The sequence below is a fragment of the Streptomyces caniferus genome (assembly GCF_009811555.1).
GTDB lineage: Bacteria > Actinomycetota > Actinomycetes > Streptomycetales > Streptomycetaceae > Streptomyces > Streptomyces caniferus.
Window position 1 is genome coordinate 1,032,486 of sequence record NZ_BLIN01000005.1, and the last position, 14,267, is coordinate 1,046,752.

At 69.3% G+C, this 14,267-nt stretch carries 16 protein-coding genes and 1 pseudogene; 5 read left to right on the top strand and 12 right to left on the bottom strand.

The genetic code is table 11. From position 1 onward, the window contains the following. Window positions 1-121: 121 nt before the first annotated feature. The 8 genes and pseudogenes from Scani_RS21140 to Scani_RS21175 form a co-directional block, all read right to left on the bottom strand. A complete protein-coding gene (locus tag Scani_RS21140; RefSeq protein ID WP_159482273.1) occupies window positions 122-790 on the bottom strand; it encodes a uracil-DNA glycosylase in 669 nt (222 codons plus the stop codon). A 124-nt stretch (window positions 791-914) separates the two neighbouring features. After that, window positions 915-1,880 (bottom strand): aldo/keto reductase, encoded by a 966-nt coding sequence (locus tag Scani_RS21145; protein WP_159478746.1) that lies wholly within the window; start codon window positions 1,878-1,880, stop codon window positions 915-917. A gap of 120 nt (window positions 1,881-2,000) precedes the next feature. Beyond that, window positions 2,001-2,771: an SDR family oxidoreductase gene (locus Scani_RS21150; RefSeq protein ID WP_159478749.1), complete on the bottom strand. Its 771-nt coding sequence runs from the start codon at window positions 2,769-2,771 to the stop codon at window positions 2,001-2,003. A gap of 29 nt (window positions 2,772-2,800) precedes the next feature. After that, entirely contained in the window at window positions 2,801-3,562 is a 762-nt protein-coding gene (gene fabG / locus Scani_RS21155; RefSeq protein WP_159478752.1) for a 3-oxoacyl-ACP reductase FabG, read from the bottom strand. Between the two features lie 253 nt (window positions 3,563-3,815). Then, complete coding sequence (locus tag Scani_RS21160) at window positions 3,816-4,211, bottom strand: DUF3037 domain-containing protein (protein ID WP_159478755.1); 396 nt, start codon at window positions 4,209-4,211, stop codon at window positions 3,816-3,818. Then, entirely contained in the window at window positions 4,208-5,032 is an 825-nt protein-coding gene (locus tag Scani_RS21165) for a HipA family kinase (RefSeq protein WP_159478758.1), read from the bottom strand. Before Scani_RS21165 ends, Scani_RS21160 begins: the two co-directional genes overlap by 4 nt. A gap of 578 nt (window positions 5,033-5,610) precedes the next feature. After that, a complete protein-coding gene (locus Scani_RS42195) occupies window positions 5,611-5,760 on the bottom strand; it encodes a hypothetical protein (protein ID WP_328733378.1) in 150 nt (49 codons plus the stop codon). Window positions 5,761-5,806: 46 nt separating this feature from the next. Further along, window positions 5,807-6,524 (bottom strand): annotated as a pseudogene (locus Scani_RS21175) (IS5 family transposase); the annotation flags it as partial. Between the two features lie 335 nt (window positions 6,525-6,859). On the opposite strand from Scani_RS21175, the gene Scani_RS21180 reads away from it, so the two are divergent. Together Scani_RS21180 and Scani_RS21185 are read left to right on the top strand one after the other, a co-directional pair. Beyond that, window positions 6,860-7,465: a site-specific integrase gene (locus tag Scani_RS21180; RefSeq protein ID WP_246296059.1), complete on the top strand. Its 606-nt coding sequence runs from the start codon at window positions 6,860-6,862 to the stop codon at window positions 7,463-7,465. Then, entirely contained in the window at window positions 7,452-7,946 is a 495-nt protein-coding gene (locus tag Scani_RS21185; RefSeq protein ID WP_159478761.1) for a hypothetical protein, read from the top strand. Before Scani_RS21180 ends, Scani_RS21185 begins: the two co-directional genes overlap by 14 nt. Window positions 7,947-8,005: 59 nt before the next feature. On the opposite strand, the gene Scani_RS40270 is transcribed toward Scani_RS21185, so the two are convergent. Both Scani_RS40270 and Scani_RS21195 read right to left on the bottom strand, forming a co-directional pair. Then, window positions 8,006-8,464, bottom strand: coding sequence for a hypothetical protein (locus Scani_RS40270; protein WP_174872735.1), 459 nt, complete (start codon window positions 8,462-8,464; stop codon window positions 8,006-8,008). Between the two features lie 42 nt (window positions 8,465-8,506). Beyond that, window positions 8,507-9,403, bottom strand: coding sequence for an aminoglycoside phosphotransferase family protein (locus tag Scani_RS21195; RefSeq protein WP_159478764.1), 897 nt, complete (start codon window positions 9,401-9,403; stop codon window positions 8,507-8,509). A 471-nt stretch (window positions 9,404-9,874) separates the two neighbouring features. Between Scani_RS21195 and Scani_RS41795 the strand changes: the two genes are divergently transcribed. Then, a complete protein-coding gene (locus Scani_RS41795) occupies window positions 9,875-9,997 on the top strand; it encodes a hypothetical protein (protein ID WP_281391965.1) in 123 nt (40 codons plus the stop codon). Here the strand turns inward: Scani_RS41795 and Scani_RS42005 are convergent. Further along, a complete protein-coding gene (locus tag Scani_RS42005; protein ID WP_159482274.1) occupies window positions 9,982-10,215 on the bottom strand; it encodes a DnaB-like helicase C-terminal domain-containing protein in 234 nt (77 codons plus the stop codon). The genes Scani_RS41795 and Scani_RS42005 overlap by 16 nt on opposite strands. On the opposite strand from Scani_RS42005, the gene Scani_RS40030 reads away from it, so the two are divergent. Both Scani_RS40030 and Scani_RS21205 read left to right on the top strand, forming a co-directional pair. Beyond that, entirely contained in the window at window positions 10,163-10,513 is a 351-nt protein-coding gene (locus Scani_RS40030) for a hypothetical protein (RefSeq protein ID WP_167538107.1), read from the top strand. The two genes, Scani_RS42005 and Scani_RS40030, sit on opposite strands and share 53 nt — an antisense overlap. A 331-nt stretch (window positions 10,514-10,844) precedes the next feature. Further along, on the top strand, window positions 10,845-11,252 hold the full coding sequence (locus Scani_RS21205; RefSeq protein WP_159478767.1) for an FKBP-type peptidyl-prolyl cis-trans isomerase: 408 nt from the start codon (window positions 10,845-10,847) through the stop codon (window positions 11,250-11,252). Between the two features lie 979 nt (window positions 11,253-12,231). Here Scani_RS21205 and Scani_RS21210 read toward each other — a convergent pair. Further along, complete coding sequence (locus tag Scani_RS21210) at window positions 12,232-13,827, bottom strand: class I adenylate-forming enzyme family protein (protein WP_246296060.1); 1,596 nt, start codon at window positions 13,825-13,827, stop codon at window positions 12,232-12,234. Window positions 13,828-14,267 lie beyond the last annotated feature (440 nt).

Here is a 14,267-nt window from a genome sequence, read left to right on the forward strand (position 1 = left end):
CCGCTCACCACGGCCACTGCCGCTCCCCCGACGCTAACCGCCGGAAGGGACCTGCGCGCGCGGTGCGCGACGCACCGGGTGGTGGGGCCCTCCGGCCCGGCCGGCCGGCGGGCCCGCCGGCTCAGCCCAGGTCGGGGATGCGCCAGTCGATCGGGGCGTGGCCCTGTGCGGCGACCGCCGCGTTGATCTGGGTGAACGGACGGGAGCCGAAGAACTTCTTCGCCGACAGCGGGGAGGGGTGCGCGCCCTGCACCACCGCATGCCGCTCCTCGTCGATCAGCGGCAGCTTCTTCTTGGCGTAATTCCCCCAGAGCACGAAGACCGCCGGGTCCGGCCGGGAGGCCACGGCCCGGATCACCGCGTCGGTGACCTTCTCCCACCCCTTGCCCTTGTGCGAATTGGGCTCGGCCTCGCGGACCGTGAGGACGGCGTTCAGCAGCAGCACCCCCTGCTGGGCCCAGGGCATCAGATAGCCGTTGTCCGGAACCGGGTGGCCCAGCTCCTCCTTCATCTCCTTGTAGATGTTCCGCAGCGACGGCGGCGTCTTGACGCCGGGCTGCACGGAGAAGCACAGGCCGTGCCCCTGACCGGCGCCGTGGTACGGGTCCTGGCCCAGGATGAGCACCTTCACCTGGTCGTAGGGAGTCGCCTCCAGCGCCGCGAAGACCTGCTCGCGGGGCGGGTAGACCGGCCCGTCCGCCCGCTCCTGCTCGACGAAGTCGGCGAGCTCCTTGAAATAGGGCTTCTCCAACTCCTCGCCGAGGACCCCGCGCCAGGATTCGGGCAGCATGTCGGTCACCACGTCAACAACCTCCGGTGTACGTTCCGTTCTCCGTCGAAGAACCTACCGGCGACCACTGACAACGCCGTCCGCGGGCCGATACCTCCGGGACCGGACCGGCGGCCGGACGGCCTCAGGCGGTGTCGAGCCGGGCGCGCTGGACGGGATCCAGCCGCAGGTCGAGCGCCGCCAGGCTCTCGTCCAGCTGCGCCGGGGAGCTCACGCCGAGCACCGGCACGACCGGCACCGGGCCGCCCATCAGCCAGGCCAGCACCACCTGGTTCACGGTGGCCCCGCACTCCGCCGCGACCTCCGCCAGCACCCGCAGCCGGGCCACCGAACCGGGATGGTCGTAGCGCTCCGGCAGCGGCCGGTCCGCGCGGGAGTAGGCGCCTGCCATCAGCGTCCCATAGCCGAGCAGCGTCAGGTCGGGGTGCTCCGCCGCGTAGTCGAGGAGCTCCTCGTCGGTGTCCATGTCGAGGTCTTGCGTCAGGCCCTGTCGCGGCCGCAGATAGGTGTGCCGCCGCTGTACGGCGCGGAAGCCGGGCAGCCCGCGCCCGGCGGCCGTCCGCCGGGCCTCGGCGAGCCGCCAGGTCCGGTGGTCGGTGGCCCCCAGGCTGCCCACGGTGCCGTCCCGGACGAGGCCGGCCAGCGCCTCGACGGTGTCGTCCAGCCGGACGCGCCGGTCGTCGAGGTGCGCGTAGAGGAGGTCCACCCGGTCCGTGCCCAGCCGGCGCAGGCTGCCCTCGATCCCGGCGCGTACGGCCGGGGCGCCCAGGCCTTCGGCGTTCGCGGGCCATCCGGTCCCCCGGGCCGGGTCCGGCCGGGCGCCCACCTTGGTGGCCACGACCGTGCGCCCGGCCGCGTCTCTGCTGCGCAGCCAGCGGCCGAGCAGCAGCTCGCTCTCGTCGCCGCGCGCGCCGGGCACCCAGCGGGCGCAGTGGTTCGCCGTGTCGACGAAGGTGCCGCCGGCCTCGGCGAACCGGTCCAGGAGGGCGAACGAGGTCGGTGCGTCGACGGTGGTGCCGAAGGACAGCGTCCCGAGACAGACGGCGCTGACGCGGGGACCTTGATCACCGCCGAGTGTGCGGTAGTGCATGGCATGTCTCCCTGACAGGTCTCCGACGCGCGTGGTGCCGGTCCTGATCAGGACCGGCACCACGGACTCTGCCTCTTGGAGCGCACGCGAAGGCAAGGCCTCGCGGCCCGCCCGGCGCCGTCAGACCCCGGCGTTGAGGAACAGACCGCCGTCGACGACCAGTGTCTGGCCGGTGATCCAGCCCGAGGCATCGGACAGCAGGAAGGCCGCCGCCCCGCCGATGTCCTCCGGGACGCCGAGCCGCGCCAACGGGTAGCCGGCCGCCGCCTCCTCCTCGCGGTTCTCGTAGAGCGCGGCCGCGAACTTGGTCTTGACCACCGCGGGCGCGATGGAGTTGATCCGCACGCCCGGCGCGAACTCGTGGGCGAGCTGCAGCGTCAGATTCACCATGGCGGCCTTGCTCATCCCGTACGCGCCGATGAACGGCGAGGGCGCGAGGCCGGCGATCGAGGCGATGTTGACGATGGCGCCGCCGTTGTCCTTCTGCCAGGCGTGCCAGGTGCGCTGCGCGAAGCCGAGCGCCGAGACGACATTGGTCTCGAACACCTTGCGCGCCACACCGAGGTCGAGGTCGGCGATGGGGCCGAACACCGGGTTCGTTCCGGCATTGTTGACGAGGTAGTCGACGCGGCCGAAGGTCTCCATCGCGCGCTCGACGGCGACGGCCTGGTGGGCCTCGTCGTGCGCCTTGCCGGCGACGCCGAGCACCCGGTCGGCGCCCAGCTTCTCGGCGGCCTCCTTGAGGGCGTCCTCGTTGCGGCCGGTGATGACGACCCGGTCGCCACGGGCCACCAGGGCCTCGGCGATGCCGTAGCCGATACCGCGGCTGGCACCGGTGACCAGCGCCACCTTGCCGGAGAGCTCGGGGAGCCCGCTGTCCTGCTCGGTCATGTTCTGTACTCCTGGAGTCGGTGGGGCGGTCAGTTGAGCGGGCCGCCGGCGACGTACATGACCTGGCCGGAGACGAAGCCGGCCGCCTCACCGGTGAAGAAGGCGATGGCGTTGGCGATGTCCTCGGGGCGGCCGACGCGCTGCACCGGGATCTGGGTGGCGGCCGCGGCCTGGAACTCCTCGAAGCCCATGCCGACGCGCTCGGCGGTGGCGGCGGTCATGTCCGTGACGATGAAGCCCGGGGCGACGGCGTTGGCGGTGACGCCGAACTTGCCGAGTTCGATGGCGAGGGTCTTGGTGAAGCCCTGCAGACCGGCCTTGGCCGCCGAGTAGTTGACCTGCCCGCGGTTGCCGAGCGCCGAGCTGGAGGAGAGGTTCACGATCCGGCCGAACTTGGCGTCCACCATGTGCTTCTGGCAGGCGCGGGACATCAGGAACGCACCGCGCAGATGCACGTTCATGACCGTGTCCCAGTCGGTCTCGCTCATCTTGAACAGCAGGTTGTCGCGGAGCACCCCCGCGTTGTTGACCAGGACGGTCGGCGCGCCGAGCTCCGAGGCGACGCGGGCGACCGCCGCGTCCACCTGCTCCGCGTCCGAGACGTCACAGCCGACCGCGATGGCCTTGCCCCCGGCCTTGGTGATCTTCTCGACGGTGTCCTTGCAGGCCGCCTCGTCGAGGTCGAGTACGGCCACGGCGCGGCCCTCGGCGGCCAGGCGGACGGCGGTGGACGCGCCGATACCGCGGGCCGCGCCCGTCACGATGGCAACGCGCTGCTCGGTGGTGGACATGCGGGTTCTCCTCACCCTCGAAACCTCGACAAGCGGTCCGCCGCACCGATCCCGTGGGTGAGCAACCGCTTAGTACCCTGAGCAGGGCTGACGCTAGAAGCCCGGCAACGCGCTGTCAACGTCCCACCACTGCGCCGTTGCCCACCTCACTGCGCGGCAGGCCCGAGCACTGGCGCGATCGCGTCGTACGACGGAGCGCCCGGAACCGCCTCACGACGGTTCCGGGCGCTCCGTACGACGCTCCCGCGCGGCCTCAGCGCACCAACAGCTCCAGCAGCCGCTCGACCTCGGCGGCCGGGTCGGCGGTCAGGCCGGTGTGCACCGGGCCGGGCTGGACGATGGTGCTGCGCGGCGCCATCAACCAGCGGAACCGGCGTCCCGCGTCCTCCCCCGCCGCCTGCCCGGCACGCTCGCCGCCCTCGCAGACGCCCTCGACGGCACAGAGCGCGGCCCGCACCCCGGCCACATCGGTCGTGGGGTCCAGGGCCAGCAGCCGGGCCTCGTCCAGATGGGTCCTGGCCTCGACGAAGCGGCGGGCGTGGCAGTACACGACCACCCCGGCATTGATCATCTCGCCGCGCTCGACCCGGGGGACGACCTTCAGCAGGGCGTACTCGAACACATCGCGCCCGTTGTGCAGACCGGTCACTTCACTTCCCTCCGTACCAACCGCGCGGCCAGCCATTCCGGTGCCTGCGAGGGCTTGTCCACGGTGGGCTCCCCGAGGGTGATCCGCTCGCTGATCGTCGCCGCGCGCGCCAGCAGCGTGCTCACATACGCCCGGCGCAGCGTGTCCGGGGAGTCGAAGCCCGGCTCGTCGGCCAGCCATTCGTCCGGCACGTCGGCCGCGATCCCGGTCAGCAGTTCCTCGGTGATCAGCGGCGCGAACTCCTCGGCCGCCGCGGCGACATCCGGCCCGAAAGTGGCGAGCACATGGTCGGAGGCGTTGTACGGACGGGCCGAAGCCTTCTCCGCGCTCGGCCAGTTGTGGTGCCAGATCATCGCCGCGCCATGGTCGATCAGCCACAGTTCGCCGTGCCAGACCAGCAGATTGGGATTGCGCCAGGACCGGTCGACGTTGTTGATCAGCGCGTCGAACCACACCACCCGTCCCGCCTCGCGGGCACTCACCTCGAAGGCGAGCGGATCGAAGCCCAGCGACCCGGGAAGGTAGTCCATCCCGAGATTGAGCCCCCCACTGGCCTTCAGCAGGTCCTGAACCTCCTGGTCCGGCTCCCCCAGCCCGATAACGGGATCGAGCTGCATCCGCACCAGATCCGGCACCCGCAGCCCGAGCCGCCGCCCCAACTCCCCGCAGATGACCTCGGCAACAAGCGTCTTCCGCCCTTGCCCGGCCCCGGTGAACTTCATGATGTATGTACCGAGATCGTCACCCTCGACAATTCCCGGGAGCGAGCCGCCCTCACGCAAGGGCGTGACATAGCGAGTCGCCGTGACTTCTGTCAGCATTTTCCCAGGCTATCTGACCCGGCGGCCTTAGAATCCACAATTTAATCCGGACCCGCACAATCCGGGGAATCCGCCGCGAGCAGCCCTGGGGAGAATCTGGGGAGTTTCTACCGGCACGGTGGGTCCCCCTTCCTCTCGAGCAGTCCGTCAATGGCGGTGCGCCCCTTGCTCCCGGCCTCCGGCATGAATTGAGCATAGTAACCGAGCGTGACCGCCGGCGAGGAGTGCCCGAGCCCCCGCGCCACAGTCACCACGGACTCCCCCGCCTCCAGCATCATCGAGACGTAGGTGTGCCGCAGCACATGGAATCCGTCCTTCGGCACCACCTCCCACTGCCACGGCTTCGCCCCGGCAGCACGCCCCTCGCATAGTCGATGTCCTCGGGACTCAATCCGAACACTTCACCCTGACGAAGTCCGCATCCCAGGCCGAGTACGACAGCCACCCGGTTTCGCGGACTGATCACGTCTCGGACTTGGAGCGCCCTCTCCAACAACCACGCCTCTCGCCGCTCCCGCGGCGCCTTGGGCCACTTCACGGACTTCGCATGCATAGGGTTCCGGGCGAGGCGCTTGTCATCAACGGCAGCCCTCCAGGATGCTGGACAACTCGGACAGGACGCCGCGCCGGTAATCGACCGAGGAGACGGTGGACTCCAACTTCGCTATGTATGCGCGAAGTTCCGCCGTCGTCATGTGCCTGAGCGGCAGCTGGCCCAGATGCGGCACGATGTGAAGTCGCGCCCTCCGCTCCTGGTTCTGCTGGGTTTTCGGAACTCCGGAGCCGTTTGAACTGGTGCAGCCAGGCGAAGGCCCGCTCCACCACCCAACGCACCTTGCCTGGCCCCGAGCCGTGGGCCACGCCGCGTCGGGCGATCACCGGCTCGATGCCGCGCTTCCGCAACAGGCGACGGTACTTGTCGAAGTCGTAGCCCCGGTCGGCATACAAGTGCCGCGGCTTGCGGCGAGGCCGTCCCCGCAGTCCCCGGATCGGCCCGACCGCGTCGAGCAGTGGCAGCAGCTGGGTGACGTCGTGGCGGTTGCCGCCGGTGAGTGTGACGGCGAGCGGGGTTCCGTGCCGGTCGACTATCAGGTGGTGCTTGGAACCAGGGCGGGCGCGGTCGACCGGCGAGGGGCCAACGTGATCCCCCCTTGAGGGCCCGGACATGCGAGCCGTCAACAGCGCAGTGGTCAAGGTCCAGCAGCTCGGCGCGGCGCAGCTCGGCCAGCAAGACTGCGTGCAGGCGCGGCCAGAGGCCGGCCTCGGCCCAGTCCCGAAGGCGGCGCCAGGTCGTCACCCCGGAGCAGCCGACCGTTTCGGCGGGGACGTCGCGCCAAGCAACACCGGTGCGCAGCACGTACATGACCCCGGCAAGTGCCGCCCGGTCGGGAACGCGCAGTCGCCCGGGGTAGTGGAGGCGCCGCTCAGGAGCAGGCGGCAGCAGCGGAGCCATGCGCTCCCCCAGGTCATCCGGGACGAGATCAGCACGCACCCGGACTTGAGCGAACACCCCGGTGATCCCCTTCGGGATCCTCCGCACGGAACTGATGTTCTGGCCATGTTCCAGGACGACATCACCCACATGCCGCACCTACGACCGGATGAGCAAGGCCACCCCGATGCAAGCACCGGCAGCGCGACGACCGCGGCCGTGGCGGCCCGGCGCGGTGGCCCGATTCGGTCAATTCAGTGGAGCAGCTGAGGATGCCGCACGTAGGTTCTGCAGGGCGAACAGGCCCCGGACAATGGAGGAAACTCTCGAATGCGCTCGATCCTGAAGGTCTCCGCTGCCCTGTTAGCCACTGCCACCCTGGTGCTGGTGGCCGGGTGCGACGGGGCCTCGGAGCCAGGGGCCGACCACAAGGCGAAGACACAAAACGCTGGGCCGACGCAAGCCGCCTCCTCAACGACGACACACTGCCCACCGCGGACCGCGTCGCCGGACTGCTGCTGATCCTCTACGCACAGAAGATCGCCACCATCAGCCAACTCACCGTCGACGACGTCGACATCACCGGCGAGACCGTTGCAATCTCCTTCGGAACCTCACCCGTCATCCTCCCGATGCCGCTGGCCACCCTGGTCCGCGAACTCGTCGCGAGCCGACACGGCAAGGCCAAGATCGGCACCCCTGACGACGTCCCTTGGCTCTTCCCCGGCGGACAGCCCGGCCGTCCACTCAGCGACAGCCAGATCGGCCTGCGGCTGCACAAGATCGGCATTCGGCCCCAGCAGGACCGGTCCACAGCCCTGTTCACCCTCGCCGCCGAGCTCCCCGCCGCGATCCTCGCCCGGATGCTCGGCGTCCACATCCAAGTCGCCGTCCAGTGGCAGAAGGCATCCGGAGGCGACTGGGCCGCCTACGCCGCCGACGTCAGCCAGCGCTCCAATCGCGCTCACCAGCAAGGAGAAGATGCGCATGCCTCTCGATGACCAGCATGCCTGGGCACTACTGCGAGAACTCGATGATCCGGACCACATGGAGTTCCCCCGCGGCCATGACCACACGGCTACCCGGGCCCGGTTCGACCAGCTCGCGAGCCGTCTGGACCAGCGATTCCAGTGCACATGCATCGTCGACCGGGAGGTCCAAGACGCCAGCCACCACGGGACGATCGTTGTCCCGAACGCCGCCACGGTCAGCGGGGAACACATCACCGTGACCGTCAGCAACTTCGGGGCCCTCGCCGCCGTGACCCTGGGCAATTCCGGAAGCTACGACGAGGAAGAGGAACGCGAACTATTCCAAGACACAGACCGTCACCGCGTCGATGACGAGCTCGAAGCACTCGGCTACATCCGCATCTCGGAGCACCTGCTCTGGACGAGATACGACGGCGTCAGCGACCTCGTCTCCTACTACCCGCCTGAGCATCCCCCGACGTGGTGGACTCGCCTCTTCGATTACCTGTGACCCTCGTCTACCTGTCCCCGGCCAGAGCATTCGGACAGTTCCAATACCCGACTCCACCATTAGCCATCTACCCTGCCGAGACCATCGAAGCCCACCGCGCCTTCATCGCTCGCCGCCGCGCGCTCCGCCCCGCCGAGGAATACCGCGCCCCTACCAACGCAGAGTGGGAAGACTTCCTCGGTCACTTCGAACGCCGCAAGCTCTCCGTCGGCACCTGCGCCCGCGCCTACGGCACCGCCTGCATCCACGAGCACGCTTGCGTCAGATGCTCGCTCCTCCGACCTGACCCGGCCCAACGGGCACGGCTTGTCGAGATCCGCGACAACTTGATCGCCCGAATCGCCGAAGCCGAGACGGAAGGCTGGCTCGGCGAGGTCGAAGGTCTCCGGGTCAGCCTGGCTGGCGCCGAGGAGAAGCTCCGCCAGCTCCGTCTGGGCCACGGGCAGCATACGGCCGTGGACCTTGGCATCCCCACTACGCGTGGTGATCGATGAACCCACGAAGGTGGACTGCCGCATGCCCCTCAACCAAGATCGAGAACAAGTTCCAAGAGGCGCGCATCAAACGCCCTTCAGAACACGGTCAAGTGCCGCCCGGCCTACAGGTCCCCAGTTCGGCTTGCCGCCGGGAAGCCCCCGATCTCCGTTCTGCCCCATGAGCATCAGGAAGAGGCTCTTCATCGCGGCCAGCCCGCGGGCGCGCCGGATCGCTGCCTCGTCTGCGTGCGCGTACATGTCGAAGAACCGTGAGGCCGTGCCCGCGGGCAGCAGCACCCATGCGGCGGCGAGGTCCCACGCCGGGTCGCCGGCGAACATGTCACCGAAGTCGACGATGCCCGAGAGCGTTCCGTCCGAGACGACGACGTTCGCGGGATGGAGGTCGCCGTGCACCCACACCGGCGGGCCCTCCCACGCGTGGGCCGCCACGGCGTCGTCCCAGACGGCCCGGACGTCGGCAGCGATGTCGTCGGGGGCAACGGCCTGGAAGAAATTCTCGATGCCGTCCGTGCAGTTCTTGGGATGGGCGCCGCGGTCCGTAGCGATCGGCGCCTCGGCGGGCGCCTCCACATGGAGCGCCCGGAGGAAGCCCGCCAGCGTGTCGGCCGCGTGGGCGCCGCGGCTGATCGAGCCGTGGTCCAGCGGCTCGCCGGGAACCCACGTCATCACGGTCCAGTGCTTGGGGAAGCGCTCGGACGGTTCGCCGAACCGCACCGGGGTCGGCACCGGGAGAGGCAGGCGCGGAGCCAGCACGGGTAGCCACCGCCGCTCCTTGAGCTGGAGCTCCGGGGTGGGGTCCATCCGCTGCATGCGCACGGCCAGCTCGTCCCCCAGACGCCACATTTGGTTGCCCCAGCCGCCCGCCACCTCGCGGATGGCCAGCCCTGCAAGGTCTGGATGTTGCTCCTGCAGCAGGTCGCGGACCAGGTCTGCGGTGATCTCGATATCGGTGTCGGTCATGCGAAGTCACAGTACTGAGGCGGCAGGCGGAGCGGCTCTCGCTGTGATGCCTCTGACATCAGCGAGTCGGTTTCAGAGAGCTACAGATCAGAGGCTTTGGGACGGACCGGCCCCAAAGTTCAGAGAAGCGACCAGGCCGAAGGAGACCGTTCCCTGCCAGAGCGATCGCATGGCTTCGACGGTACGCACAGCCGGGTGCGGCCGCCGCCCTTCCGCATCCGTCCGGACGGAGGCTCGGTGCGAAATGTCCAGCAGTCGGCCGACGATGTGATCCGCCGCAGCCCCGCCCGGCTACCGCCGGCCTCCCCCACGCCCCGGCCGGACGGGCTGAGCTGCGGCTTGGCTTCGCGCCCCGCGCCCCCATCCACCGCGAACGCCACCGCGACCTGGTCGTGCACCTCCATCTCAGGCACAAGCATGTTCAAGGAGGGCACTCCCCTGCATGTGTTGCCCGCGGGTAGCTCAAGGGTCATGGCCTGGATCGACGACTACTACCGCGAGGTCGACCAGTCGTGCATCAGCAATGCCGGCAGGCAGTGGTGGCATCTTGAGATCGAGGACGGCTACGTCTGTGACGGCTACCGGATCGGCTGACCACTGCCGCATGGCGGGCACCCCGGCAACGGAGGCGGCCCGATGTCCGCGTCCTGCTCCAGCAAGCCGGACCCAGACAAGTCGGCCTTGTTGGGCCGCTTGTCGGCGCGGAGCTCGGGCCCGCGGCTGAGCTGGGCCAGGGCGGTGATCGGCAGCTGCAACTCTGTGATCGTCCAGGAGCGCGCGATCCTGCGCCTGGTCGAGGCCGGCATCTCCATCACCCAGACCGGCTACTCCGGTCAGGACGCCACCGACGACATCGTCGCGGACGCTGCCACGAAGATCGCGGCCGTGGTCGAGGGCACCGGCAAGGAGGACAAGGTCGCTCTGCACCACCTGCGTAACGGCACCCCCACCGACGCGATTGCGCTGACCGTTGCTGAACTTGGCGTGCCTCCGCGGGGACGGCCCTGTCGATTGGGAGGCCTTACAAGGGGGGCGAGTCCAGCCGTGACGGTACCTTCCGCGCGACCGGGGCAAGGGCGGGGTCGGGGCCCACTGTCCTGCCGGTATTGAGCGCAACCGCAACGCCTCTCGCCGTCATGCGGGCCAGTACGGGTGTCGCCGGGACCCGCCCAGCCTGCGCGAGCGCAGTTGCCCGGACTACTTCGGATCCGGCCGCGACGGGACACTCGGGCACGGCAGGTGCACCGTTCTGGCGATTACCGTGTGACCTGTGCGTGCCGGTCACGTTCATCGGCCGTGCGAAAGATCATCACGTGTGGCCGCTGCATCTGGTGTGCTCCGGGGACCGGCGTTCTCGGTAGCGTGACCATCTGCTGCATGGAGGGGCCATGTGTCCGGCTGGTCCGTGCGACGGCTCCCGGCTGAAAGTGATGAGGCTGCAATGAGTGAACTGACGAAGCCCGAGGTCGACGTTCCGGAGGGTGACGCTCCTACCGAGCTGGCCATCCGGGACCTGGTCGTCGGGGACGGTGCCGAGGTGAAGCCGGGCATGGTGGTCAGGGTCCACTATGTCGGGGTGACCTTCGAGTCCGGGAAGGAGTTCGATGCCTCCTGGGACCGGGGTCAGCCGTTCAAGTTCACCCTGGGCAGTGGCAAGGTCATCAAGGGCTGGGACCGGGGGGTGAGGGGGATGAAGGTCGGCGGTCGGCGCGAGATCATCGTTCCCCCGCGTCTCGGCTACGGCAACCAGTCGCCCTCGCCGTTGATCCCGGCGGGCTCGACCCTGGTCTTCGTGGTGGACCTGCTGGACTCGTGTTCCAGCACAACCGGGTGGAGCAAAGCCTGGTGACCCTGCCGCTCCTCCCCTGCGGCGTGCTGCGTCGTCCGCCGGGGTGGGCGCCGCCGTGCTCCTCGCTGCCGCTCCTGCTTCCGCCGCCGCAGCGTCCGAACGGTTCCGCTGCGACTCATTGACCGCCGAAGGCCACAAGGCGACCGACTTCCTCAACGGCCTACCCGACGCCGCCGCCGCGGGTTCGACAGACGAGACGCCCCCCGGACCCTGATGAGCACTGACATTCATCGGGCCCCTGATGCACACAGCGCAGATCGCTGAGGATGCAGTCGGGATCCACCCGAGCGGCTTACCGGCCCGAGGTCGTAACCGGACGATCACGGCGGGATCGCCGGTTGCCGCCTAGCTCGTCCCGGGCCGCCCGTCGTCACACGAGACGACCCGCTGCACGAACAGGTACCGCCCTCCTTCGTCGTCGTCGACCGAAGCTGACAACACCGCGGCGTCAGGCGCAGCACGGCGTGACGTGTCTACTGCGCGGCTGCGGGCCTGCGGGGTGTTGCCCGAGACGACGCTCAGCAGTCCCCGTTCCGGCGCCCTGCCGGTGTTCACCGTCCCGCCTGCGCGAGGGCGGCAACGAGTGTGTGGGCGGCCTTTCGTGCCCGCAGCATCGTCAACGGCACTTCTGCTCTCCTCCTGGCTGACTATCAGGAGGCGTAGGGGATGAGTGCCATCTCGCGAGCGTTCTTGATGGCGCTGGCGACCAGACTGCCCGCCCGGAACTGCCAGGCCCGGCCCCCACTGCCAGGACGTCCCAGCTGGCACCACACGGGCCGCGCCGTACAACGCGACTGCTCGCCCTACCCCAGTTCGGCCGGGCAACCAGTCAGCAAGGCGGGGCGTACCGTTGCCGCGGGAGGCCCGGCCCGGCACCTGGTCAGGTCATTCACAGGGGAGAGGACGGGCCGGTCAAGGTACGCCACAAAGACCCTGTCTTTTCGGTGCACTTGACCCCGCATTGGCAGGTTGCTCCCAACTAGGGAACCTGAATCATGTCCAAGGTCCCGCTCGTCCACGCGGCGCGCAGCGCCTTCTTGTCCACCTTGCCGACCGTGGTCGTGGGCAGCTGGTCCAGCAGCACCGTCTTCCGGGGCGTGTACAACTCTCCCAACTCGGCGGTCACCGCCTCGCTGACCGCCTCCGGGTCGACGTCAGCGCCCCCCTCGGCCGTGGCCAGGAAAATCTGTACAGCCTCCCCGTGCTCCTCGTCCGGCACGCCGAGTGCCGCCGCGTTTCGCACACCGGGCAGCGTGAGCAGGAAGTCCTCCAGGACCCGGCTGTACACGTTGTCGCTGGTGCTGCCGGTGACGATGATGTCCTTAGCCCGGTCGACAAGGTAGAGGTACCCCTCGGCGTCGAGATAGCCCATGTCCCCGGTCCGCAGCCATCCGTCGTGCAGCGCTGCCGCGGTGCGCTCCGGGTCCTCGAAGTATCCGAGCATCACCGTCTCGCCACGCACGCACACCTCGCCGACCTGCCTGACGGGCAGGGCCACAGTGCTGTCTTCACCACGGATCTCGATCTCGACGTCGGCTATCGCACGACCGCAGCTGCGCCAGAGCTCGGGGCGCCCGGCTCCCTCCGAGGCGAGATCCTCCGCACCGAACGCGGTGATACCGAGCGCCTCCGACTGCCCGTAGCCCTGGCTGAGCACGGGCCCGAACACCTCGACCGCCTGCTGCAGTCGGCTGGGCGATGTGGCCGCGCCGCCGACGACGATCCGCCGCAGCGCGGGCAGGGCGCCCGGCTCGCAATCCGAGTGGTCGAGAACCGCGTACAGCATGGGCGGTACGAACATGGTGGCGGTGATCTGCTCCTCGCGCAGTACCGCCAGCGCCGCGCCCGCTTCGAACTCGGGCAGCACGACGAGGGTGGACCCCGTCACCAGAGCCTGGAGCGAGGTGAGGTGGCCGCTGCCGTGCGTGAGCAGCGTGGCGGCGAGCACCCTGTCCGTGCCCTCGTCCATGGTCGGGAAGAACGCGGTGCCGGACTTCTGCGGGGTGTCTTCCACCAGGTCCACCAGCACGTCGTAGAGCCGGCGGCTGTGCGCGGCGAGCTTGGGGCGGCCCAGAGTCCCTCCGGTGTAGAGGACGGTAACGGCTTCGTCCGCTGCCGGGGCGGGCACGCCGTCGGGGCGCACGTCCGGACACTCGGCCGCCAGGGCCAGCAGGTCTGTGCACCGCTGCTCACAGGGCCCGAGGCTGAGCAGTACGGGGGCGTGGACACTACGGACGGCCGCGTCGGCAGCCCGTTGCGCGAAGAGCGGGTCGGCTACCACGGCGCGCGCCCGGGACTGCTCGACCAGCGCGGCAAGCTCGCCGGGCCCTGGCTCGGGCGGCAGGAACACGACGCGGCAGCCGATGAGATGGACGGCGAGCTGCACCAAGACGGAGTCCACGCGGTTGGCCAGAAACAGCCCCACTCCGTCGCCGGGCGCAAGCCCCTGCCCGCGCAGCGCATGCCCCAACCTGAACAGCCGCCGCCGCGCCTCCCCCCTAGTCAGCCGCTGCGCCCCCTGGACGAGCGCCTCGGCTTCCTCATCCTTGTACCAGTGCTCCAGAATGCGGTCCACGTACGTCCGCGGCTCAGATGTTTCCTGCGCGTTAACAATCACCAACACATCCAAACATGCTGCTCAGACGCCCTGGCCTGACGGGGGCCGCCTTCGGCCACCCGCCGGTGGAGTGCCATGCCCTTTCCTTGATGAAAAGTCGGTATTCACAGATCAGTTGAGCGCTTGAGAGCGTGCACGGAACGCCGGTCACCATGGCGAGGAACCATTCCCCCTGGCGTGGCCCACCAGTCCCTCGCACGAAAACCGACGGGCCCACGTGCCGCGCGATCCAGCAGCGCATTCGCCGCGACGGGAAGGCGGCAGGGCGGGGCACTGGGCGCTGCCGATATCTCCTGGAGCACAGCGACTCGGGGTGTTCCTGCCGAACCGCAAGAGTCGCCGCGCGAAGCTGCGCTCGGGGGTGTCAGCGCTGATGCCCCGGGCCCGTGGTGTGTCGT